Origin of the sequence: Ruania zhangjianzhongii, assembly GCF_008000995.1 — a bacterium.
GTDB lineage: Bacteria > Actinomycetota > Actinomycetes > Actinomycetales > Beutenbergiaceae > Ruania > Ruania zhangjianzhongii.
Map to the genome: position 1 here is coordinate 3,484,394 of NZ_CP042828.1, position 23,184 is coordinate 3,507,577.

Sequence of the window (23,184 nt, forward strand, 5' to 3'; positions counted from 1 at the left end):
GCACCGTTGACCGCGAAAGTAACGAATTGCCGTTCCTCGGTCATCGACGGCGCTCGAGCTCGTCGATGGCCGTCACAACCCGGGCACTGTTGTCGCGGTCGCGGTAAGTGAAAGAGTCGGCGACCCGATTCGCATACATCTGCTCGACTGCGCAGTCCCTTTCGAGCAGGTGCTCTAAGGCATCGAGAGTCTCGTCCACTGAGTGAGTGACCGGGCCGTACCCGTCCCGCTCGTAGTCGAACCAGGACGCCGAAGCGTGCCCCGCCTCGTAGTCATCCTCGTCGAAGCGCGCGTAGATGACCGGGGTGCCCAAATAGGCAACATCGAAGTGCACCGACGAATAATCGGTGAGGAAGGCATCGCAGGTGCGCAGGAGCTCCTGGAAGCTGGTCAGGTTGGTGTCCGCTACTCCGATCCGGCCAGCCGCCGCCAGGGTCCGATCGAAGTGCGCGGTCATGTTGTAGTGGGGCAGAAACGTCAGCCGGTAGTCGTACTTCTCCAGCATCTGGAGCAGCCGAGGACTGTGCAGCACCCCGGAGATAAACCGCTCGTATGCCGAGCCTTCGAAGGGAATCTGGCCCGGGTTCGCCCTGCCACTCAGTCGAGGCACCAGGTATTGCCGCCAGGTCGGCATGAAGAGGACAGTTCGACTTCGTGGCGCCGGAGTAAGGCCGTCATACCGGGGCATGCCGATCTCGTGAATCTGCCGGTCGTAGCCGGACACGGCACGGAGTGCTTCGCTCTCACGCGACATGACCGTCAGCACCATGTCATAGCCGGAGAGACCGCGCTTAAAGGCGTTGGGGTTGAGATGCACACCGTGCTTGAGGTACACGCGCAGGGCACCGATCCGCCAGGCGAGGTGTCGCACGTAGCTTTCCTGACCCCACGGTGTCGGTGTGAGGTAGCGGATCGAATAGGCGTTGGCCAGCACACCGGCGTGCAGCATGAGCACCTGATGTCGCAGCGAGGAGTGATCGACGACATTTCCCAGGTGCGCCACCCGATCGCGCTGCGGACTCGAGCGGTCGATGACGTAGTAGACACGACGCTTCGGGTGCGTCTTGCGAAGGTGTTTGAACAGATGCAGACCATTGTCCTGGGCGGTGTCGGTCCGCTCCCCGATCAACCATATCTGCCGACCAGCGAAGAACGGGCGGGTCAGTAGGCGCACCAACCGCAACAAGACCATTCGACGACTCCCCCGCCGTCGAAGGAGTGAACCTAGATCCTTGCGCACCATCGTCGCCCCCCAGCGGAGCCGTCCTTGCTGACCACGGCCGCTCTGGACGGTGAGGAAGGCGACGAGGCCGCTCCCCGTGGTGTGCAGCAGGTAGCGGACGACTTTGCTCGGGTCCGTCGGCGCGACCATCTCGACGGTACGGGCATCGAGCAAGACGCCCTTCGCTGGGCGCATCCGTCGACTGATTCGGAATGCCTCAACTTCTGTTTCCAAGTGAAGTGCCAGCCGATAATTTCCATCTACGGCAGCGTCCAGCGAAAGTGTGCCGCTACAGTCCTCCCACACCGCATTTCCATGCTTGTCGACACGCTCAGTGAGTCGAACCGAATCTGACGTGATGCGGCGATCTTGGGCTTCCAGGACGAGGCGGTACCGCCAAGGCGGACGACGCATTCCAGGAGGGAACCTCGCGGCCATCCATCCGAACACCTGAATATCGCCATCACGGGGATCGACGGCCTCGACTCGCGGTGTAGAAGCGAGGAGAGAAAGGCGACCCAAGTAATCAGCGAAAGGCCCAGCCACACTCGGCGCCACAGATAACGCGTGGGCAATATATGAGGCTACCTCTAACTGTGAAGTCTGCCTTGTCCAAACCAAGAGTGGAACAGGGGTATCGAGTTCTACTTCACGTAATCTACGTTCCTCCCGACGAAATGCTCGGGACCAAGATCGCACCCCTCGCACCCTGGGTAAGCTACTGATCGAAACATACCGCTCATCCGAATTCTCTAAATCAATACACGCGGCGTCAGCCAACTCGCTCCGCGAGCCGCCCTCAGCCTCGATGAACCGGACACTCGGATGATGAACTGCCGCCTCGCCCACGTCCGCCCGGGCGTCCCGTGGGTAGATGACCGTTATCGAAGTTCCGAAAGCGAGTTCGGTACGAACCCTATGCAACGTATCGACAAGTCTCCACGCCACATTAGCCGTAACCATGAAGACGACACCGACGTCGTCCGGCGGCAAGCCCTCAACAACAGCGGACGATCCCGAAACCGCCACGACGTCCGGCTCATCCATCACCCTTCCTGGCGGATCGGCCAGCGGAACCTCCACTGGCTGCGATTGTGGCGCTCCAACAAATTGACTGATCGCGCCGATATACGCGCCACGTCCGAACCGTTCCCTCATGATCGCTAGACCACGATCGGATTGCTCTCGGTAGCGAGCCGGGTCAGCATACAGAGAGCGCACAAGATCGGAAACCTCAGATGGGTCCGCATAGAGCGCACTCTCGCCGAATATGGAGGCGAACCGAGGGGGCAAGATTGTGACGCAACCGCTCGCAATCGCGCGAGCAGCCGTAGGCTCGAACACCTCGATCGAAGACGGATGAGGAAAGTACGCGTAGAAGTCGAGTTGATCAACGAACTCTCGCAGGTCGAACTCGCGCTTCCGAAGTGAGACCCACGAGGTTGGACGCTCTGCGGACCCGAGCAGTTCCGTCACCGGTTCGTCGTCACCCAGAATTCGCACGCTCATGCTGCCATCGGCGGGATACACGCTGAGCAGCTCTTCGCGAGACGCCGGCCAAGCCGATGTCGCGTCATCACCTTGGCGACCCAACACAGGTAGGGAACTCCGGAAACTGTCCCGACCGACATTCGACGCAGCGACGTCCACAATATCGGGAACGACGATCTCGGTGAGGCGGTCGGACGGGATCTCGTCGGAAAGTAGCGACTGCACCCTGGCGCTCTGTGCCGCCCAGATCGGCTCCGCTGAAAACAACGAACGAACATTCCTGTCGCACGCACTCGGTGAGTAAAGATCGAGCCCATCTATGCTTCTCGGCGCCTTGTCCGCCACGAGGACCACCTGACCGATATCAAGCGCGCTCTTGTTCGCCGGCGGGAACTGCAGCAGCTCTGGCGACCGCACTATCAGCAAGGAAGCAGATGAGACCTGGTCTAGTGCGACAAAATCCACGACCCGGGAATTGATCAGATCCAAAACCTCGGGACGGAGCGGTAGTCGACGTCGACTCAAATGCAAATACGACTCTATTTGGCTCACGCCAACCCGATACCCAGCGTCTGCCAATGCAGAAATCTGGTCGAGCAACGCCCGCTGGGCTGTCTCGAGGTGGCGCCAATCGCTCAGCAACAAAACATCGTAGCGAGGCGGATTCACGGCGATTCGATCCTGATCGATTTGGAATCGCTGGGGAATTGCGAAACGTCGCTCATCCTGGAATCGCGGCAAGTATAATTCACGACGCGTCCTGACACCATTGTGCCACCGCTCGTAAGCGTTTCTATAGATGTAGCGCGAGACATGATGCCATCCGGGAGTGAAATCGGCCCGGGAAAGGGAGCCACTACCCATACGGTACATCGACAGAGGTGCTTCCAAGTCTATCGTCAACCGTCCCGTTGCCCGCTCGAGCCGTTTACGATACTCGGTATCGGCACCTTTTCTCGAACTATCGAAATATCCGACCGTGTGCAATGCAAGCGCACGACGAAACATCAACGATACAGCGTTCTCTTGACTCGTCTCATATCCGGGCCTCTGGAAGTCAAGGTTCTCTTGCACTCTGAAACAGTAGCTCCGCGAGGCTGGCGCGTCGGGGTTCTCCAGCAGCGCCTTTGCCTGCAATTCGATCCGCCTCGGATGTGACCAGTCGTCCGCATCCTGACATGTAACGAACTCGCCCGAAGCTAAGTCAAGTGCAGCGTTCCGCGCAAGATAGGTGCCCCCGTTCCTCGCCATCCGATGGAGTCGAATTCGCGGGTCGAGGGCGGCGCACTCGGCCAGCAGTTCCGTGTACTCGGGTGGTGAGGCGTCGTCCATCAGGAGAATCTCAATATTGCGCCACGTCTGGTTACAGATTGACCGAACGGATGTGACGAGTCCCGGGCCTGGCTTGAACACTGACAAGATCACGGTCACAAGCGGGCCGTCGTCAACCGCGGAATCGACCTCGCAGGTGAGGCCGTCAAAAGGCGTCATCGCCCCATCAGTCACCGCGATCGGCTCGAGCTCATGTTGCGCGAACATCTTGTCAACCAGACGCTGCCAGGCGCCGCGCTCCTTGCGATCCTCACCGGCGCCGCGTCCGCTCGCGAACGGGTTGGTCAGGTCTGCGTTCAGGAACAGACGGGAGTGCGGCTTCAAGTCAGTGAAATCCGGAAGCCACGACCTGAGAAGGTCGGTGGCACCTGCCTGCCACAACCTGTCGACGACGACCTGCTGATCCGCGGCTGAGAACGCTGAGCGCCCATGCTGGCGCCTGACCTCTTCTAGCAGCATGACGGAGTCACCGAGATCACCGTCGTCAAGGTTCTGCATACCGATCAGTTGCGCCAGCGCGATCGTCCACGCAGGTTCGAGTGGTGGGAGTGGATCGCCTGACAGGCGGCTAGCTCGGGCCTTCGAGATGAGGTCGTCACAGGACCAGCCGCCCGGGGCCGCCGCATAGGCAAACAAGTCACGTGCGGCTCGCGACCTGGTACGAAGAGCCGTCCGTAGGAGCGCGTTCATGCCCCGCCGCATCGGCAGTGTCCCGAGGTAACTCGTAGCAAGAGCGGGCTGCAACCGAGCCGTTCGCTCGTTCTTGGTCATGTGTCGAGTACTCCTCCAGTTGCCAGTAGCCGACACAGGATATCTGACCGTGTGAACTCCATGCCGTACTCTGTTCCAGTCAGTCACGGCCTGCTCACCCCAACCGTGGGCTCAGATGGAACGGACGTATGCTCGGTACCACGAGGCGGCAGCGCGCCCTCACAGGGGCGGTCCTGATTGTTGCTACCGGGACCGTCACCGCCGTGTTACTCGACCTGCCTCAGATCGGGCTAGCAGGCATCATTGCCCTGGTCACACTCGGCGTCCTGGTGGTCCTCAACATTCGGGCTCGACTCAAAGCCCTTGCCAGCGGCGTCCGCCGTGCCGGTCGAGGTGAGGATTCCTCCCGATCCCTTCGTCAGCGCCTACGCGAACTAGAGGGGGAACTTGCGTCCGTCCAGCACGAGCGTGACCGTCTCGACGACCTGACCAGTGCCTCGTTTCGACAGTCGATCCGGCAGTACATTCGGGTGGTGCGCGCCGAGCATAAGCTCAAAGATCCGCATCGCTCCGCGGCCCTTCAGCTGCCGCACAAGCTACGGAACCTGGAGTTCGCTGCCAGCCACGGCGTCGGGGTCCCCACCGCCTATCAGGTGTGGCCGGACATCGCATCGATTGACCTAGGCGCTCTGCCGGAGACCTTCGTGCTCAAGTCTGACGGGGGCGCAGGCTCAGTCGCTGTCTTCCCCCTGCAACGGCTCGACGACGATCGGTACGGGGTCATTGGCGGGAAGGCCGAATACACCGAGTCCGAGTTGCTAGGACACCTGCGCTCTCTCGGCCGTCGCGCGCGCGCTCCCTACTTTGCCGAGGAGCTGCTCGTCGCTGCGGACCGTGCCCCGCTCCCCGACGACGTCAAGTGCTATATGTTCTACGGCGAGGTTGGACAGATCTTGGTCCGCAAAGTTGGCGAGCACGGTGACCCGTCCACCATCCGGCTCAAGTTCGTTAACGAACAGGGCAAGGACTACGGCCCCGTCGCAGTCGGTAGAACACACGACGAGACCATCCAGGTGCCGAACTCTCTGCCCGAGATCTCCACCGCCGCCAAGCATCTGTCCCGGGCGATCGGACTACCGTTCTGCCGCGTCGATCTCTATAACACTTCGCGCGGGATCGTACTCGGCGAGATCACCCGAGCTCCGAGTGGTGGCAATGAGTATTTCGTCGAGGACCATGATGAGATGCTCGGCTGGCAATGGGTCCGGGCCAGCGCTCGGTTGGAGGTCGACCTGAACTCCGGGCGGCCGGCTGGGCCGGTTTTTGGCACAGCAGCGGATCTACGCCTCTATCCACCTAGTGATGATCCTCTCTCACCGGCCAACTTCGGCCGGACCACCGTGGACTGCACGCAATGGTGCGAATGATCGCACCACACACGGCCGACCGTCTTGTTCCGGTGGTGGGTGAGGTGGGGGGTGGGGGCTGAGGGGTCGGTGTGTGGGTAGCGTTCTGGGGCGGGTCTGTGTGGGTGGAGCGGTTACAGTACGCGGGGTCGGTTTTGTGGAAGGTGGGTGTTGATGGGTTCGCGTGTCGAGGCGGCGGCTGGGGCTGGGGCAACCGGTGCTGGGCGAGAGGCTGGCGGCAGGGTGCGTGGGGGTGGGGGTTTTCGGCCTGATATTGAGGGGCTTCGGGCTGTGGCGATTGGTTTGGTGCTGGTCTATCACGCTGGGGTGGTGGAGTTGGTGCCTGGGGGGTTTGTGGGGGTTGATGTCTTTTTTGTGATTTCGGGGTTTTTGATCACGGGGTTGTTGATTCGGGAGCTCGAGCGTGATGGTCGGGTGTCGTTGGGCCGGTTTTATGCGCGTCGGGCGAAGCGGTTGTTGCCGGCTGCTGGGTTGGTGTTGGTGGTCACGGCGGCCTTGACGTGGGCGTCGGTGTCGGTGGTGCAGTGGCGCACTTTTGGTGGGGACATCGTGGGTGCGGCGTTGTATGTGGTGAATTGGGTTCTTGCTGGGCGGTCGGTGGATTATCTGGCTGAGGGTGTGGGGGTTTCGCCGGTTCAGCATTTTTGGTCGTTGGCGGTGGAGGAGCAGTTCTACATCGTGTGGCCGTTGTTGTTGGTGTTGGTGGGCTGGTGGGTGCGTCGGCGCAGTGGTGCGCGGTTGCGGCCGGTGATGGGGGTGGCGATCGGGTTGGTGATCGTGCCTTCGTTGATCTGGTCGGTGGTGATGACGGCTTCGAATCCGGAGGCGGCGTTCTTTGTGACTCCGACGCGGTTGTGGGAGTTGGGTGTGGGGGCGTTGGTCGCGATCGGGGCCACGTGGTGGTTGCGGGTGCCGCGGTTGGTTGCGGTGGTGTTGGGTTGGGCTGGTTTGGTCGCGGTGATCGCGAGTGGGGTGTTCCTGAGTAGTGCGGTGGCGTGGCCGGGGTATGCGGCGGTGTGGCCGGTACTGGGTACTGCTGCGGTGATTGTGGCGGGGTATACCTCGGGTCGGGCGGGTGCGGCGGGGTTGTTGTCGTGGAAGCCGGCGGTGTGGGTGGGGGGCCTGTCGTATTCGTTGTATTTGTGGCACTGGCCGTTGTTGGTTGCTGCTGCTGGTTTCTGGGGTGAGCTCGGTGGCAAGCGGGGGCTGCTGGTCGCTGGGGCGAGTTTCATCCCGGCGTACTTGTCCTACAGGTTTGTGGAGAACCCGTTCCGGTTCGCCAAGCCGATCGCGAAGTCGAACCGGTTGGCGTTGTCGATGGGAGCCAACTTCTCCCTCGCCGGAGTCGCCGCCGGACTCGTGCTAATGCTCGTGGTTCCGCAGGTGGGGACCAACCCCCAAGAAGAACAAGCAGCAGCCGGAGCACAGGCGGTCGGTTCCGGAACCGAACCGCCAGCCGGGTCGTTGGCGAGCCTGGCATCCGTGGAATGGTTCGTTCCGGCCGCAACCCAGGCAACCGAGGATATTCCCCCGCCGGCAGCACAGGAGTGCCACGCAGGTCAGCAGACCTCGGAGGCGCAAATGTGCGAGTTGGGCGACCCGGACGGCGATATGACCATCGCCATGGTGGGTGATTCCAAGATGCTGCAGTGGTGGTCCGCGGTGGATCAGGTCGCTCAAGACCAGGGCTGGCGGGTCATCTCGTTCACCAAGTCCTCCTGCGCGTTCAGTGCCGGGATGGAAGTACGGTCAGGCGAGCCCGACACCACCTGTGCGCAGTGGAACGAGAATGTGCTCGCTGAACTGCTCGAGCTCGACCCGGACGTCGTCCTCACCTCCGGCCGGTCTTCCGAGGCGCTGGAGGACTGGAACGATCCGGACAGCGGCTCACGCGCGGCGATGGCCGACGCTCTCGTCGAACAGTGGACACCACTGACCGACGCTGAGATCCCCCTCATCGCCCTGCTAGACAATCCGAGTCCCAACGGGAACGTGTACGAATGCGTCGCCGAGCATCCGGACGACCTTGCTGAGTGTGCCTTCGGCCTCGACAACGCTATCGACAGCAGCGGAGCCTCAGCGCAGTTGGTCGCCGCTGAGCGGGTCGACGGGGTCCAGACCATCGACATGAGCCCCGTGATCTGTCCCGAGGACAACGTCTGTGTTCCGGTGATCGGAAACGTCCTGGTCTACCGCCAGGGCTCACACCTGACCGACACATTTGTCCGTACCACGTCGAGTCGATTGGAAGAGGAACTCGTCGCAGCAGTGGCCGCGGCCGAATAGCCCGCACTCTGAGGCCGCGGCCGCTCCGGCTGGACTCTCTCGGCAGCCCGGTTCACTGGCGCAGCGCGGCATGGACACCTTCCACCTGCGCATCCGTGACGGGTCGCCGCAAGGGGTTGCACCGGGGCCATCTCGTCTGCACAGGCGAGGCTCTCAGCGGATCTGGACGCGGCCACACGGGCCGAGCGCGCCGACCGGGGCATCCCGGCCGAGCGGAGGGGCGCAGGAGTGGCCGCACAGGTGGTGCTGGCCCGGCGGGTGTCACCCGTGCGCGGCAGTCAGTGCCTGGGTCTTGCCAAGGCGTTGATCGCCGAGATGCCGCATACGCTGTCGGCACTCGCACACGGCCGCCTGAACGAGTGGCGGGCCACTCTGCTGGTGGGAGAGAGCGCATGTCTGACCGTGGCCGATCGTGAAGCCTTTGATGCTGAGCTGTGTGGCGACCCGGACCGGTTCGCCTCGTGGGGCGACAAGCGTTTCATTGCTGAGGCACGGTCGCTCACTGCACGGCTGGACCAGGCGGCGCTGGTACGCCGGGCCGCCAAAGCCGAGGCCGACCGGAGGGTGACGATCCGTCCGGCGCCGGACACGATGGCGCAGGTCACCGCGTTGCTTGCGGTCGCGCAGGGCGTCGCTGTGCATGCCGCACTGCTCCGGCGGGCCGACGAACTGCGGGCCCAGGGCGACGAGCGCTCCAAGGGACAGATCATGGCCGACACGTTGGTGGAGCGCGTCACCGGCCGGACGTCGGCCGAGCGGTGCCGGGTGGACGTGCAGCTGGTGATGACCGACCGGTCGCTTCTGAACAACGCCGACGACCCGGCGTTCGTGCCCGGACATGGGGTGGTGCCAGCCCGGTGGGCCCGGGAGCTGGTCGCTCGGGCGAGCGACACCACCGACGACGGTGGCGGGCTGGGGGCCTGGGTCCGGCGGCTGTTCACTCCACCCGGCGGTACTCAGCTGGTTGCGATGGAGGCACGTTCCCGGATAGCGCCGCCCGGCCTGGCGCAGTTCCTACGCCAAGGAGGCAGCCGGCTGGCGATTTTGCCTAGCCTTCGTCCTACACTTTGCCTAGTTTCCGTCCTACATTTTGCCTAATCATCCGCAGGCAGTGCGTCCCCGACGTCGGCCACGATCTCCGGTGCGATCTCCTCGATCGTGTCCAGGCAGCGGGTGAAGCCGCCCTGGTCGCCGTACCAGGGGTCGGGAACGTCCCCGCCACTGCCGTCCGGCGGATAGGACCGGTACAGCCGGATCTTCTCCTCCGGCACCCCCACGCGGCGCAGCCCGCGGACATGCTGCCCGGTCATCGCCAGGAACAGGTCGTAACGCTCGGCATCTGCAGCGGTAACCTGCCGGGCCGTGTGGTGCGGCACCGGGTAGCCCCGCTCGCGCAGTTCCTGCTGGGCACGTGAATCGATCGGGTTGCCATGCTCCTCATCGCTGATCCCCGCCGAGTCCACCCGGACCCGCTGAGACAGTCCGGCGTCGTCGAAGCGCTCGGTGAGCACCACCTCGGCCATCGGCGAGCGGCAGATGTTGCCGGTACAGACCACCAGCACGCGGTAGTCCGGGTCGGGCAGCACACTCATCTCGAGACCTCCACCGTCAGTTCGTCCTCGCCGATCCCTGTGCACGTTACCTGGAAACCGCTCACCGTCAGTGACTCGTTCGGCTTCATCCCGCCGCGGTCAGCTCGAGGGCGCCGTCGGCGATCGCGGTGCAGGTCACGGACAGGTCGCCGACGCTCACCTGGTCCCCCGCGGCGCACTGGCTCTCGGTGCCGCCGATTGCGAAGGTCGCGTCACTACCGGCGATGCTGACCAGCTCGAAGGTGATCTCACCGGAGGTGGTCAGGCCCAGGGACAACGGGTCGATCTCGGTGCTCGCACCCTCACCCTTCAGCGTGATCGAGCATGAACCGCCGGAGCAGCTGTAGCTGGTGCTGGTGCAGCCGGTCAGGCCGACGAGGGCGAAGGTGATGGCGGCAACTGCGGTCAGGGCGGTGCGGACAGGAGATCGGGACATGCGCTCAGCGTGGCATGCCTCGACCGGACCAGCCGCTCTCCGGAACGGGCAGCACTACCCAGGGGCAGCACTCCCCATCGGGAGCTCAGCGAAACCGTTCGCCGCGCTCCACGACCTGAGTTCCGCCGTCGGGCGTGGGCTGCTGCACCACCGTGCCGCCGATGATCACGTGCTCACTACGGGCGCCGATCTCCAGCGGGTCCGCGTCCCAGACCACCACGTCCCCGTCCCGGCCGGCCTCCAGGGCGCCCACCCGATCGGCGAGGCCGAGGATCTGGGCCGGATTGGCGGTCAACGCCTGCAGCGCCACCTCCCGCGGGAGCCCCTCCTTGACCGCAAGCGTGGCCTGGTGCACCAGGAAGTTGATCGGCACCACCGGGTGGTCGGTGGTGATCGCCACCTGCACCCCCGCAGCCGCGATCGCGGCCAGGTTGCCGATCGCCCGATCACGCAGCTCGACCTTCACCCGGGAGGTGAACATCGGGCCGAAGATCACCGGGATGTTCTTCTCTGCGAGCACGTCGGCGATCTTGTGCCCCTCGGTGCCGTGGTTGATCACTAACCGGTAGCCGAACTCCTCGGCAATGCGGATCGCGGTGGCCATATCGTCATGGCGGTGGCAGTGCTGGTCCCAGGCGAGCTCGCCGTCGAGCACAGCCACCAGCGTCTCGTGGGTGAGGTTGCGAGCGAACGGCTCCCCCTTGCTCTCGGCGTGCGCCCGTGCCGCGGCATAGTTCTGCGCGGCCACGAACGCCTCCCGGAGCACGGCGGCCACCCCGAGCCGCGTGGACGGAGTCTCCTTCTTCTCCCCGTAGACGCGTTTCGGGTTCTCCCCCAGCGCCGACTTCACCGAGACGTCCGCGCGAATCAGCTGCTCGTCCACGGTCCGCCCGCCCCACGTCTTGATCGCCACCGTGCGGCCACCGATCGGGTTCCCCGACCCGGGCTTGACGACGGCCGTGGTCACCCCGCCGGCGAGCGCATCGCGGAAGCCGACCTCCTCGATGTCGATACCGTCCAGAGCGCGGAAGCGGGCACCGTTCGGATCGGTCATCTCGTTCGTGTCGTCACCGGACCAGCCCTCACCGTCCTCAGCGACGCCCAGGTGCGCGTGCGACTCCACGAACCCCGGCAACACCCACTTGCCGCGTGCGTCGATCGTCTCGGCGCCGTCCGGGACAGCGGTGTCGGAACCCCCGACAGCGCTGATCACCCCATCGGTGATCACCACAGTGCCGCCGGGGAGGTCAGGTGCGTTCACCGGGACCACATGGCCGCCGGTGATGGCCAGGATGCGTGCGTCAGTCATGCACCCAGTCTGCTACAGGGCGCAAACAGAACTGACGGAGCCGCTCACCCCAGCGCATTCGGCACCTACTTCGCCCGGTCGTGCTCCCGGGTATCGACCGGCCGCAGGAGGTGACGAGTGAATGGATTCAGCGCGCGGTGCGGGTTTGCGGCAAGGAGCGGTCAGCCGACGCCGATGCTCAGGTGCCGAACGCCATCCCACCGGGCCGGGTCGGTGAGGTGGCGCCCGTCCACGAGCACCTGGATCCCGGGCAGATCGCTCGGGCCGAGCTCGGTGTACTCGCGGTGGTCAGCCTGGACGATCGCCGCATCGGCCGGCTCACCCAGGTGGTAGGCGTCCAGGCCGTGGGCGGTGAGTTCCTCGTCGGTGAACATCGGGTCGTGCACCACCGCCCGGGCCCCTGCTTCGGTCAGTGCAGCCACAGTGGGGAACACTCCGGAGAACGCGGTCTCCTTCACCCCGCCACGGTAGGAGGCGCCCAGGACCACGACGGTCTTCCCGGCCAGGTCCCCAAGGGCGCCGGTGAGTAGGCCCACGGTGTAGGCGGGCATCGCCATGTTCGCCTCGCGAGCGGTGCGCACCACGCTCGCGTCCGGGTCGGTCCACAGGTACAGCCGCGGGTAGACCGGGATGCAGTGCCCGCCCACAGCGATCCCGGGCCGGTGGATGTGCGAGTACGGCTGGGAGTTCGAGGCGGCGATCACCTCGTGCACGTCGATGCCGTGCGCAGCGGCGAACGTGCCGAACTGGTTCGCCAGCGCGATGTTGACGTCCCGGTAGGTGGTCTCGGCAAGCTTGGCCATCTCCGCTGCCTCGGAACTGCCCAGGTCCCACACCCCGTTCGGGCGGTCCAGGTCCGGCCGGTCGTCGAAGGTGAGCACGTCGGTGTAGAACGCCGCTGCCGCGCGAGCCCCTGCCTCGCTGAGCCCCCCGATCAGCTTCGGGTAGCGGCGCAAGTCGGTGAACACCCGCCCGGTGAGGACCCGCTCCGGGGAGAACACCAGGTGGAAGTCCTCCCCCTCCGTCAGCCCGGAGATCTCCTCGATCATCGGCTTCCACCGGGTGCGGGTGGTGCCCACCGGCAGGGTCGTCTCGTAGGAGACGAGCGTGCCGGGCGTCAGGTGCGTGGCCAGGGACCGGGTGGCGCTGTCCATCCAGCCGAAGTCCGGCTCCCAGGTGTCGTCGTCCACGAACAACGGGACCACCACCACTACGGCATCGCTACCGGGGACGGCGTCGGCGTAGTCAGTGCTGGCGCGCAGCCGGCCGGCAGCCACCTCCTCGGCGAGCTTGGCATCGAGGTCTGCCTCACCAGGGAACGGCTCGGTGCCCGCGTTCACCTGGTCCACCACGGCCTGGTTCACGTCCACGCCGATCACCTCATGCCCCCGGGAGGCAAACTGCACGGCCAGCGGGAGGCCGATCTTTCCCATCGCGACGACGGTGATCCTCAATGTGGCTCCTCGGCTCCTCGCAGACTGGAACGGTGCGGGCACCACAGAGTCAGTGCGGTCCACCGCCCTCGCCGATCATACCGACCTCGTCAGCGAGCAGTTCGATCTCCTCGGCGAGCAGGCCCAGTCCGCTGAACCCGTCCTCGGTGAGGGTGGTCAGGTCCCGCTCGGAGCGGGTCACCCAGCGCGGGCGGCGGCCGAAGGCGTGCCGACAGCCGTCGGACACGGCGAGGTGGTCGAGCACCTCCTCAGCACGGGTGGGCACTCTCACCACGGTGAGCACCGCCGTCGTGTGCACCCGCGGGGGCGGCTCGCGGCGGGTGAGCAACAGATGCGGATCTGGCACCAGCACCACCCGGGCATCCACCGGCGTGGTCGAGGCGAGCAGGTGACACTGCGAGCGCGCGGCGCGCTCCAGCACCTCCGGGTCCAGGTCAGGGCGCTGCGCCCGGGCCTGGAAGGCGTCCTCCTGGTGGAGCACGCCGAGTGTCAGCCCACTGCTCGCCACCTGCTGGAGTAGCTCGTCGAACCGGGCCAGGTCCACCGCACCGACGGAGAGGTCGGCCACCACGAGCACGTCCACCTCCGTCGGGTCGAGCTCTCCGCGCGCTGTGGTGAACGATGGTGGCGCAGCGAACGGCCGGGTTCCGTCGGCCGGCATCCGCAGCTCCGCAGCGGTGCGGTGCCAGTGCCGATAGCTCTCCCGGTAGAGCAGCCGCTCCGGGTGCATCCACCCGTACCGGAAGTCCGACCGAGAGAGCGTGCCCGCCCGCAACCGGGTGATGGCCAGCGGCTGCGACACGTCGAGCACCGGGCCGACGGCGTGCTGGATCCGTTCGTAGAACTCTGAATCGGCGCTCTTGCGCACGGGGTCGAACGGACCCACCGCTGCCAGCACCTCATGGCGGATCATCAGGGATGAGGCGTTCCGCCGGCGCGGCGAGTACCCCAGCCACTGGTGGGTCAGGTCGTCCATCGCGCGAATCGCCTCACTGAGAGATCCGCTCGCCTCCGGATTCTTCTGCAGCACGTCGAGCTGTCTGCGCAACCGCTCCGGGTGGGACCAGTCGTCGCTGTCCTGGAAGGCGATGTACTCCCCGGTAGCTTCTCGGAGTCCGGCGTTGCGCGCCGGATACGTACCGCCGTTGGCCTCCAGGGTGAGCACCCGCACCCGGGAATCCAGAGCCTGCGCCCGCTCATACCAGGGCCAGTAACTCGGGCCGGAAGCGTCGTCGACGATGATCAGCTCCAGGTGCGCGTGCGTCTGCGCCAGGATCGATGTGACCGAGGTGAGCAGACCGGCGTCCGGGCGGTAGGAGGGCATGATCACACTCACCAACGGTCCTCCGGTGGAGGGCGACGACGGCGCAGCGAGCCCGTCGAAGAACGTCGCCTCTGTGGTGCTCACCGTGGGGGGCGTCAAACCGGCCTGGGCGAACGGCTCACCCAGGAGCCGTTCCCACACCCGGTGCGCAGCCGGTCCGGCGGCGTTGCCGATCGGTCGACCGGCCTGCGAGTACGGGTTGGCCAGGTCCACCTCGAGATAGTGCCGGATCGTGGGGTGCAAGCGTTGCCCCGTGGCAAGCACCGTACGCACCACGTCCCGGCGACCGGCCTGCAGCGCCAGCTGCGCGAGCAGCAGCTGGGCGGTCTCCCCCATACCCGCGGCGCCACGCGCCCGCTGGAGCACCAACCAGCCCGCCAGGGCTGCGTCAGCGTGCGCACCGTCGGTGGACAGAGCGGTGAGCAACGAGGCGAACGTGGCTCGACGACGGGAGTCAAACCACGCCGATGGCACCGCCGGATCGCGTAACCGGGCAGCAAACCCGGTGTGGTCATGCTCCCCGCGAGTGGTGGCGCGAGCCAACAGGTCCAATACCGCCCCGGACCGGGTTCGCAGGGCAGCGCGGGTGTAACCCACGGGGTTACTGAGCACGTCCGCCTCGGGGCTCCGGGCGATCGTCACCAACTGTTCATCACATGGAGGACTGGCCGTCACGTAGTGATCCCTCTTCTCTGGTGTGGTCGGAGAAGTTCCGCTTCTGACGACTGCACCCGAGGAGGGCACGTGATGATGAACACCGCGAGACTAGCAGGAGGACGAGCGGCGTGAGGTCACGCAAGTTTCTGCTCGGTCTCGGCGTTCTCGCCGTTCCAGCGCTGTTTACTGCGGCAACCGCAGCCCTCGGCCATCCCTGGCTCCCCGCTGTCGGTATGGCGGCTTTGCTCCTGCTGATCGGTGCCGTCGCGTTGGACACAAACAAGCGCTCCCGGGCCCGGTACGGCCAGCGGCCGGTAGCCGCGCCGGTCAAGGCTGCACCGGCCACTACTGAGGAGGATCTGATGGGCACGATCCGCCTGCTGCAGGCCCAGTACGTGGGTCGGCTGGACCGCGCCCAGGACAGCTTAGAACTCGCCACCACTGCCCTGGTGGCGGCCGCTGAGGAGCGGGCCCGGGCCGGGGCTCAGCAACAGTGAAGGAGCGTGCACTGAGCACTGCGGCAGTGCATGCAGACCACGCCCGACTAGCCGGTCGCGACCCGGCGGCACTCGCCGCCACACTGCTGCGCACCCGGTCCGTGGCCGGGCGCGAGGTGCTCGCACACCTGGCGAGTCTGGGCCGGCTCTCCTCAGCGGAGATCGCTGCACTGCCCTATCGAGGCCTGGACGCACGGGGGGTGCGCAACTTGCTGGATCCGCAGTGGGCGGCCGAGCTCGCTCGCGTCCTGGCGCTGCAGACCGGTGACCTGGACGAACAGCGGGCAGCGTTGGACCTGTTCGAGGCCCTCGCCGAGGCGGGCGGGCTCCGTGCTCTCGGTGATCACAGCACGCTCTACCTGCAGCTTCTGATGCGTCATCGCCGGCGCGAGCAGCTGGAGCATCTGCTCGTCAGCGCCGATATTCCCGGCCGTCAGCACCGCGGCATCGTGGCGGATCTGCAGAACCCGTTCCTGCCCGGCGGCCCGGAGGTGACCGGACCCTGGTTGGCCGAGCTCAGCAGCGCGGTGCTGAAGCGTTCCTTCGCTCCCCTCGAGCTACTGCCGGGCAACGCAGCACCGCTGGACCGAGTCGGCGCCGAGCTGGGCGTCCCGGTGACCGGTGGCCCGCTGATCACGGTCATCATGGCAGCCCACAATCCTGGTGCCGAGCTGCTGACCGCGGCGCGATCGATCCGGGACCAGACCTGGCAGCGCTGGGAGCTGTTGGTGATCGACGATGCGTCCACCGCTGCCGCACCTGGTATCTGGACACAGGTACGGGCACTCGATGAGCGGGTGCGGGTCATTCACAAGGCAGTCAACGGCGGCACCTACCGCGCCCGGAACACCGCGCTAGCCCAAGCGCGCGGCGAGCTGGTCACGTACCTCGACTCCGACGACTGGGCCCACCCGGCCTACCTGGCCACCGGTGCCGCACCGTTGCTGAGCTCGCCCGGAGTACCCGCCACCCGAGGCTGGGGAGCGCGGGTGAGCGCGAACCTCGAGGTCACCCGGCCCGGATACCAGGTGGTGGTGCCGGCAGCTACGTCGCTGATGTTCCGGCGTGAGCAGGTGATGGCCCGGATCGGGTTCTACGACCCGGTCTACAAGGCTGCCGACACCGAGTTCGCCCGACGCCTGGAGGCCGCGTTCGGCCGTGCGATCACACTGACCACGAAGGCTGCGCTGACGCTGATGCGGGCAGATCCGGACTCCTTGTCCGCCTCGGACTTCGCTGCCGGCTGGCGGCACGGGTCCCGGAACGAGTACACCCAGGCACACCGGGACTTTCATGACCAGATCCGCGCTGGCCGGTCCGCCTATCTCGATCCGCTCGCGGAGCGCCCGTTCCCGGCGCCGCGGCGGTGGTCCACCCGGCTGGCCGACGCTCATGCGCCCGCTCCCAGGTTCGACGTCGTGTTCGCCGGGGACTGGCGCCGGCATGGCGGTCCGCAGAACTCGATGTTGGCGGAGATCGCTGCCTGCCGGGCCGACGGACTACGGGTGGGCATCATGCACCTGGAGGCGCTGCGATTCATGACCCGGCGCAACGACGGGCTCTGCCTCCCCGTGCGTGAACTCCTCGCCGCCGGCGAGGTGGAGTGGATCCATCTCGACGACCGCGCCAGTATCGGCACCCTCCTGCTGCGCTATCCCCCAATCCTGCAATACCCACCGCACACGCTGGCTGCTGTCCGGCCGGAGCGGGTGCTGATCGTGGCGAACCAGGCGCCGTGTGAACCTGATGGGTCTGACCAGCGGTACGTGCCGGCGGACGTCACCGCAAACGCCACCACGTTGTTCGGGGTGCCGCCCACCTGGGTGCCCCAGGGACCCACAGTGCGACGCGCGCTGGAGCGTGCCGGCGGGGCGGCGCTGGCGGACTGGGACAACACCGGGCTGATCGACACCGAGGCCTGGGAGGTGCGCCGGAACCGGGCGCTGGGTCGGCCGCTGGTCGTGGGCCGCTACTCGCGGGACGATGCGATCAAGTTTCCAGCGTCGGCCGAGGAGCTCCTCACGGCGTACGCCTTCGCGGCCACGGTGCGGGTGCGGATGATGGGCGCGACCAGCACTGTGCCCCGGTTGCTGCGCCAGGCGGGCCGGAGCGTGCGTGTCCCGGGCAACTGGGAGCTGTTGCCGCACAAGTCCCAGGACGTGCGCGAGTTCTTGGCCGGGCTGGACTTTTTCGTCTACCTGGACAACCCGCGCGCGAACGAGGCGTTTGGCCGGGTGATCCTGGAGGCAGCGGCTAGTGGTGTGCTGACGATCGTCTCGCCCAAGCACCGGGACACCTTCGGCGACGCGGTGCTCTATGCCGAACCGGACGAGGCGGTAGCGCTCGTGGATCGGTTGGTGGCCGACCCAGCCGCCTATGCGGCCCAGGTCGAGCTCTCCCGGCGTCGGGTGTCCGAGCAGTTCGGTTACGCCGGTTTCGCTACCCGGATGCGGTCGCTGGCCGGTGAGAGCGCTGCGGCATCGCGGCTCCCCCGGGGCCCCGAGTGGGCAGTTCAGGTGGCCCCAGACCGTCACCTGCCGCTTCCCGCCCACGACGGCGTGGCTGAGCGGGTGATGTCAGTCGCCGTGCGCACGCTCGCCGATGGGCAGCGGGCCGGTCGGCTCGATCTGGTGCACCCGCGGTCGGCTCCACCGGCGGAGGTCCAGGCGGCTCTGGTCGCCGCGCTGGCGGAGCTGGAACAGCAGCCTGCACGGCCCGTTGCCGAGAGCGGCGTGCAGGCGACGGCTGACACCGTCGGCTCATGAGCGCATTAGGTTACGCTCGGGTCACACTCCGATGAAGGGATGCGCTGGTGCCCAGACGTCAGCTCGCGATGGTCGCCGTAGTGGCGACTGCGGTGTTCGGTGCGGTCTTCCTTGTGTGGCGCGGTGAGGGCCTTGCCGGGGCATTCCTGCTGGTCGGTCTCGCCGCAGCAATACTGATCCAGTTGGACGCCCGCAAGCGGCTCTCCGATCTGGCTGCCGATCTGCGCCGGAACCGGGCGGAGCTGCGGACCCTGGCCGCTCGGACGGCGAACCAGGCGACCGAGCTGAAGGAACTCAACCTCGGAGTGAGGCGGAACACGAGAGTCACCCGCCAGGCTCATGATGAGGTCACCGCGGTCGCCGACCAGGTTCGCGCCGTCGGCGGCCAAACGCGCGATGTCGAGGCCCTTCTTACCGACGAGGCGGAGCGGGCGCGCAAGCATCGCCAATCAATGCGCTCCAGGCTGCGGGCGATGAGCCGGGACTCGCTCACCCAGAACCAAGCGCTGCTGCAGTTGCACGGGCAGTTCGCCCCGAACGCGCCGCTCCCGGCAGTGGCGGGGTGGGCGATGGAACCCACGGCGTTGGTGGAGCTGGTCAACTTGATCTCCCGGCTCCGTCCGCAGCTGGTCGTCGAGTGTGGCTCCGGCACTTCCACGCTGTGGATCGCCTATGCGTTGCGCCGCAATGGCAGCGGCCGGGTGGTGGCCCTGGATCACGACGCCGAGTACGCCGCGGCTAGCAACCGCGTGATCGCCGAGCACGGCCTGAGCGACTGGGCCCAGGTGCAGCACGCACCGCTAGCACCGACCAGCACCCCGCGGGGCGATATGCCCTGGTACTCCGCCGACCTCACCGGGTTGGCGGGTATCGAGCTGCTCATCGTCGACGGGCCGCCGCAGGCCACCGGCGAGCTCGCCCGCTATCCTGCCCTCCCGGTCCTCGCCGACCGGCTGGCCCCCGGTGCGCACATCCTCTTCGACGACGCCGACCGTCCCGGTGAGGTCGCGGCCCTGGACACCTGGCGGGAGGGCCACGCGCTGGACACGGTGCGCGACCTCGCCGGCCGGGCACTGCTGCTGCGCCTGCGGACCGACTGAGCCCGCACCGGCCCGATCAGGCCAACTGGATCGGCAACTCCAGCGAACCCGGGTCCGGCCCAGCAGAGACCTCGCACGAGTCGATCGTGGACAGCTCGGGAGCGAGCGTGAGCACCGCTGCGGTCATGTCCAGCGGGATGTGGAAGAACATGCTGCCCTCCATCTCGATCATCTCGCTGCCCTCGAGATTGTCGGTCGCCAGCGGCTCGGTCGGCTCACCGCCCTCGGGGGTCAGCGTGACCGAACCGGCCGGCAGCGACCATCGCGGCGAGCAGACCCCGATGCCCTGATTCGTGCTGATGCCGTCGATCTGCAGGTACGCCTCTCCTTCTGGCGCCCACCCGGGCCCGTCGATCCAGGCGTGCCGGGAGCCGGTGGCGCCGTCCAGACCGATGGTGAACTCGACGTCACCGCCAAGTATGGGCTCCATCAGCGGGTCCACCGCGCGCAGGGTGGCCGACATCGTCTCCGAACCCGACAGCTCAGCCCAGGCACCGGGCAGCAGGCGAGTGCTGGTCGCGTCCACGGCATCCCCGCCTAGCTCACCGGTGCGCAGATCGAGGGTGGTGCTGCGGTCGGCATCGGTGACCTCGAGCTGAACGGCGCTACCCTCCGGCACACTCACCAGGAGCAACGCCCGCTCCTCGGTCATCGGGACCAGGTCCGCGGTGAGATCGTGCTCGGTACCGCCAGCCGTCAGCGTCACCGCCGGCTCACCGCCGTCAGAGTAGGAGGGTGCCGCCCGGTCCAACCGCGCGAGCACGAACTCCTCCCCCGGCGCCGGCGCGAACGCTTCCTCGCCCAAACCGAAGCTGGTGGCATACGGCTCCTCGATCGTGTCGAGGACCTCCAGGGAGGTCAGCTGGAAAGCCACGTGCGGCATGGCAACCGCGGCATCGGTGATCTGCTGATCCAGGGCAGCCATCGAGTAGCTCTGGCTCAGGTCCAGATATCCGGGGCTCCTCTGCTCGGGGCTGCACGCCGTCAACCCAGCGGCAACCAGCAACACTCCGACACCAGCGGCGATCCTTCTCACAGCGCCGATGCTAGGGGCTCACCTCTCGGCGCCAGGCCGCCGGGAGCGGGCAGAACTGCCCACCCGAGGGCTCAGCCGCTCTGGGCCTGCTCGTGGGCGCGGATGGCTGCTACCTTCTCGGCCGAGGCCGAGCTCTCGTCGAACCGATAGTCGAGCCATTCGGAGGCCAGCCGTTTGGCGACTTCGAGACCGATCACGCGCTGGCCGAAGGTGAGCACACTCGCGTCGTTGGAGAGCACGGAACGTTCTACCGAGTAGCTGTCATGCGCGGTCACGGCGCGCACTCCCGGGACCTTGTTCGCCGTGATCGCCATTCCGAGTCCCGTTCCGCAGATGAGCAGGGCCCGGTCGGCCTCTCCGCGGGTGAGACGGCCGGCGGCCTCGACGGCGACATCAGGGTAGATGGTGTGTTCCTCGGACGTGACGCCGACGTCGGTCACCTCCGCCACACGCGGGTCGGCTTCGAACAGCGCCTTGATGGCCGTCTTGTACTCATAACCGGCGTCGTCACTTCCGACGACGATCCGCCACGTGGTGGACATCGGTGGTCAACTCCTCTTCTCGGGTGGGTCTAGGTCACGGCACGTGCGGCTGCACGGGCACGTCTAGGTGGAGATCACCTGTTCACGGTCATCGTCGATCCACGCACCTGCAACTCCGGGGCGAACCGGCGGTGTGCCGGGGCGTGGTCACTCCCGGTGCGGACGCGTTGGATGATCCAGTCGACGGCGGCCGCACCGATCTCCTGGACCGGCGCCCGCACCGTCGTCAGCCCCGGGTTGAGGAAGGCCGAGAACGGGTGGTCGCCTTGCCCACAGACGCCCAGGTCTTCGGGCATGGACAGTCCGAGCTCGTTCGCAGCACGGTATACACCAAGGGCAAGGAAGTCGTTACCGGCGATGACGCCGGTTCCCCGCGGGATGTGTGCCAGCCGTCGCCGTGCTTCGGCATAGGCGGACTGCGGCTGCCACGGCAGCGTGCTGTTGTTCTCCCGCGGACTCTCGATCCGGACGATCGAGACGTCCTCGGGCGCCCGCCCTCGGGCTACACAGGCACGGTGGACACCGGCGATTCGCGAGTGCACCGTGGTGATCTCCAAGTCCTCCTCGAACACCACGAGCGGCCAGTGACCACTGTCGAGCATGTGCACCGTGGCATCGTAAGCACCCTGCTCGTAGTCGATGCCGACCAGCTCGCAGTCCACCTCGAGCAGCGGTCGGTTGACGCAGATCATCGGCACCCCGTTGGCCATCAGACGCTGCCACGGGGCGTCGGAGCCCTGAGAGGACACGACGATCGCGCCATCGACCCGCCACCGCAGCATCGCATCGACGGCGCTCTCCTCGTTCTGCAGGTTCTCCTCCGTTGCCGCGAGGTGCAGCATGTAGCCGTCTTTCCGGCTGCGCCGCTCGACTACGCTGAACAGCTCGGAGTAGAAGGGGTTGGACGGATTCGTCATGACCAGTCCGAGGCTGTTCGCAGAGCCCAGCACGAGTGCGCGGGCAGCAGCATTGGGGACGTAACCCAGTCGGCGCGCCTCCGCCAGGATCTTGTCCCGCGTGGTCGGACTGATGCTGCCCGAGCCGCGGAGCGCACGCGAGACGGTGTTCGCAGTCATCCCGACGTTCTGCGCGATCGTCTTGATCGTCGGCGGTCGAGCGGCCTCCGGCGTCATGGCCCACGCCTCCGATACACGATCCCCTACCCCACCATCATCCGAACCTTCGCGAGACCACGGCCTGCAGACCCACAGAACATGCTACGCGGACCCGGCAACGGGCACTCCTCACTTCACCGACCCGCTCATCAGTCCGCTGACCAAGTGCCGACCAAGAGCGAACAGGAGAACCAGGATCGGCACCACGGCAAGGATCGCGGCCGCTGTCAACGGTCCCCAAGCCCTCCCGAAAGCAGTGATATAGGAGTAGATCGCTACCTGTACCGGCCGCAGCGTGGGGCTCTGCACGAGCACGGTCCCAGCCAGGAACTCACTCCAGGCCCCGATGAAGACGAGCATTCCAGCCGCGAAGATCCCCGGACGGCACAGGGGCAGGATCACTCGGGCGAGAATGCCGATATTCGACAGGCCATCGAGCTTGCCGGCTTGGTCCAGCTCTGTGGGCACCGCCTCGATCGCACCTTTCATCACCCAGGTGGCGAGCGGAAGGTTCAGCGCGAGGTAGATCAACGGCAGCGTGTACCACTGGTTGCTGACGCCCAGCGCCGTGAAGTAGATGTAGGTGGGGACCACCAGAATCGCTGCTCCCATCGCAAGGGGAACGCAGGCCACGATGACATAGAAGACCAGCTGCCTCATCCGAAACCTGAGGCGGTCCAGCGCGTACGCGGTCATCGAGGCAAGGATCACGGCGAGGCAGGTCGCCATCGCTCCGTAACCAAGGCTGGTGAGGAACGCCTTGCCGAAACTGCCGAAGATGACCGTCTCATAGTGTTCGGTCGTCGCGCTGAAGCCCCACAGTCTCGGTTGTGGCGACAGGATCTCCTGCACGGGTTTGAGCGAGGTCGCCATTCCCCACAGCACGGG

16 protein-coding genes are annotated in these 23,184 nt (G+C 66.3%); 6 read left to right on the forward strand and 10 right to left on the reverse strand.

The window, feature by feature from the left end; genetic code table 11:
* Window positions 1-40: 40 nt before the first annotated feature.
* Complete coding sequence (locus FU260_RS16185; protein WP_147917995.1) at window positions 41-4,816, reverse strand: bifunctional glycosyltransferase/CDP-glycerol:glycerophosphate glycerophosphotransferase; 4,776 nt, start codon at window positions 4,814-4,816, stop codon at window positions 41-43.
* A 203-nt stretch (window positions 4,817-5,019) separates the two neighbouring features.
* Here FU260_RS16185 and FU260_RS16190 point away from each other — a divergent pair, with 203 nt between their 5' ends.
* The 3 genes from FU260_RS16190 (at window position 5,020) to FU260_RS16200 (ending at window position 9,567) form a co-directional block, all read left to right on the forward strand.
* The gene (locus FU260_RS16190) at window positions 5,020-6,183 is read left to right on the forward strand and encodes an ATP-grasp fold amidoligase family protein (RefSeq protein WP_168211809.1); all 1,164 of its coding nucleotides are present in this window, start codon (window positions 5,020-5,022) and stop codon (window positions 6,181-6,183) included.
* A 153-nt stretch (window positions 6,184-6,336) separates the two neighbouring features.
* Complete coding sequence (locus tag FU260_RS16195; protein ID WP_147917997.1) at window positions 6,337-8,469, forward strand: acyltransferase family protein; 2,133 nt, start codon at window positions 6,337-6,339, stop codon at window positions 8,467-8,469.
* Between the two features lie 228 nt (window positions 8,470-8,697).
* Entirely contained in the window at window positions 8,698-9,567 is an 870-nt protein-coding gene (locus tag FU260_RS16200; protein WP_425328558.1) for a 13E12 repeat family protein, read from the forward strand.
* Here the strand turns inward: FU260_RS16200 and FU260_RS16205 are convergent.
* From FU260_RS16205 to FU260_RS16225, 5 genes are all read right to left on the reverse strand, one after another.
* Window positions 9,564-10,061: a low molecular weight protein-tyrosine-phosphatase gene (locus tag FU260_RS16205; RefSeq protein ID WP_147917999.1), complete on the reverse strand. Its 498-nt coding sequence runs from the start codon at window positions 10,059-10,061 to the stop codon at window positions 9,564-9,566. The two genes, FU260_RS16200 and FU260_RS16205, sit on opposite strands and share 4 nt — an antisense overlap.
* Window positions 10,062-10,146: 85 nt before the next feature.
* Window positions 10,147-10,497 carry a hypothetical protein gene (locus FU260_RS16210; RefSeq protein WP_147918000.1) on the reverse strand — a complete coding sequence of 117 codons (351 nt, stop codon included), beginning with the start codon at window positions 10,495-10,497 and terminating at the stop codon, window positions 10,147-10,149.
* Between the two features lie 85 nt (window positions 10,498-10,582).
* The gene (locus tag FU260_RS16215) at window positions 10,583-11,806 is read right to left on the reverse strand and encodes an amidohydrolase (RefSeq protein ID WP_147918001.1); all 1,224 of its coding nucleotides are present in this window, start codon (window positions 11,804-11,806) and stop codon (window positions 10,583-10,585) included.
* A 161-nt stretch (window positions 11,807-11,967) separates the two neighbouring features.
* On the reverse strand, window positions 11,968-13,260 hold the full coding sequence (locus tag FU260_RS16220; protein ID WP_147918002.1) for a nucleotide sugar dehydrogenase: 1,293 nt from the start codon (window positions 13,258-13,260) through the stop codon (window positions 11,968-11,970).
* Between the two features lie 49 nt (window positions 13,261-13,309).
* The gene (locus FU260_RS16225; RefSeq protein WP_147918003.1) at window positions 13,310-15,226 is read right to left on the reverse strand and encodes a glycosyltransferase family 2 protein; all 1,917 of its coding nucleotides are present in this window, start codon (window positions 15,224-15,226) and stop codon (window positions 13,310-13,312) included.
* A 143-nt stretch (window positions 15,227-15,369) separates the two neighbouring features.
* Between FU260_RS16225 and FU260_RS16230 the strand changes: the two genes are divergently transcribed.
* From FU260_RS16230 to FU260_RS16240, 3 genes are read left to right on the forward strand one after another with little or no spacing between them, the layout of a single operon-like run.
* Entirely contained in the window at window positions 15,370-15,738 is a 369-nt protein-coding gene (locus FU260_RS16230; RefSeq protein ID WP_147918004.1) for a hypothetical protein, read from the forward strand.
* Window positions 15,735-18,503 carry a glycosyltransferase gene (locus FU260_RS16235; RefSeq protein WP_147918005.1) on the forward strand — a complete coding sequence of 923 codons (2,769 nt, stop codon included), beginning with the start codon at window positions 15,735-15,737 and terminating at the stop codon, window positions 18,501-18,503. The genes FU260_RS16230 and FU260_RS16235 overlap by 4 nt, the downstream gene beginning before the upstream one ends.
* Window positions 18,504-18,550: 47 nt before the next feature.
* A complete protein-coding gene (locus FU260_RS16240; RefSeq protein WP_147918006.1) occupies window positions 18,551-19,603 on the forward strand; it encodes a class I SAM-dependent methyltransferase in 1,053 nt (350 codons plus the stop codon).
* A gap of 16 nt (window positions 19,604-19,619) precedes the next feature.
* On the opposite strand, the gene FU260_RS16245 is transcribed toward FU260_RS16240, so the two are convergent.
* From FU260_RS16245 to FU260_RS16265, 4 genes are all read right to left on the reverse strand, one after another.
* A complete protein-coding gene (locus FU260_RS16245; protein ID WP_168211811.1) occupies window positions 19,620-20,639 on the reverse strand; it encodes a hypothetical protein in 1,020 nt (339 codons plus the stop codon).
* 71 nt (window positions 20,640-20,710) lie between these two features.
* Complete coding sequence (locus FU260_RS16255; RefSeq protein WP_147918008.1) at window positions 20,711-21,181, reverse strand: ribose-5-phosphate isomerase; 471 nt, start codon at window positions 21,179-21,181, stop codon at window positions 20,711-20,713.
* A gap of 74 nt (window positions 21,182-21,255) precedes the next feature.
* Window positions 21,256-22,314: a LacI family DNA-binding transcriptional regulator gene (locus FU260_RS16260; RefSeq protein ID WP_147918009.1), complete on the reverse strand. Its 1,059-nt coding sequence runs from the start codon at window positions 22,312-22,314 to the stop codon at window positions 21,256-21,258.
* 111 nt (window positions 22,315-22,425) lie between these two features.
* Window positions 22,426-23,169 (reverse strand): carbohydrate ABC transporter permease, encoded by a 744-nt coding sequence (locus FU260_RS16265; RefSeq protein WP_168211812.1) that lies wholly within the window; start codon window positions 23,167-23,169, stop codon window positions 22,426-22,428.
* Between the last annotated feature and the right edge of the window lie 15 nt (window positions 23,170-23,184).

What these genes read in the sequence shown, in the direction of transcription:
- FU260_RS16265 (WP_168211812.1), bottom strand. Translation starts at nt 23,169, where the DNA reads ATGGCGACCTCGCTCAAACCCGTGCAGGAGATCCTGTCGCCACAACCG.
- FU260_RS16185 (WP_147917995.1), bottom strand. Translation starts at nt 4,816, where the DNA reads ATGACCAAGAACGAGCGAACGGCTCGGTTGCAGCCCGCTCTTGCTACG.
- FU260_RS16255 (WP_147918008.1), bottom strand. Translation starts at nt 21,181, where the DNA reads ATGTCCACCACGTGGCGGATCGTCGTCGGAAGTGACGACGCCGGTTAT.
- FU260_RS16205 (WP_147917999.1), bottom strand. Translation starts at nt 10,061, where the DNA reads ATGAGTGTGCTGCCCGACCCGGACTACCGCGTGCTGGTGGTCTGTACC.
- FU260_RS16195 (WP_147917997.1), top strand. Translation starts at nt 6,337, where the DNA reads ATGGGTTCGCGTGTCGAGGCGGCGGCTGGGGCTGGGGCAACCGGTGCT.
- FU260_RS16210 (WP_147918000.1), bottom strand. Translation starts at nt 10,497, where the DNA reads ATGTCCCGATCTCCTGTCCGCACCGCCCTGACCGCAGTTGCCGCCATC.
- FU260_RS16260 (WP_147918009.1), bottom strand. Translation starts at nt 22,314, where the DNA reads ATGACGCCGGAGGCCGCTCGACCGCCGACGATCAAGACGATCGCGCAG.
- FU260_RS16215 (WP_147918001.1), bottom strand. Translation starts at nt 11,806, where the DNA reads ATGACTGACGCACGCATCCTGGCCATCACCGGCGGCCATGTGGTCCCG.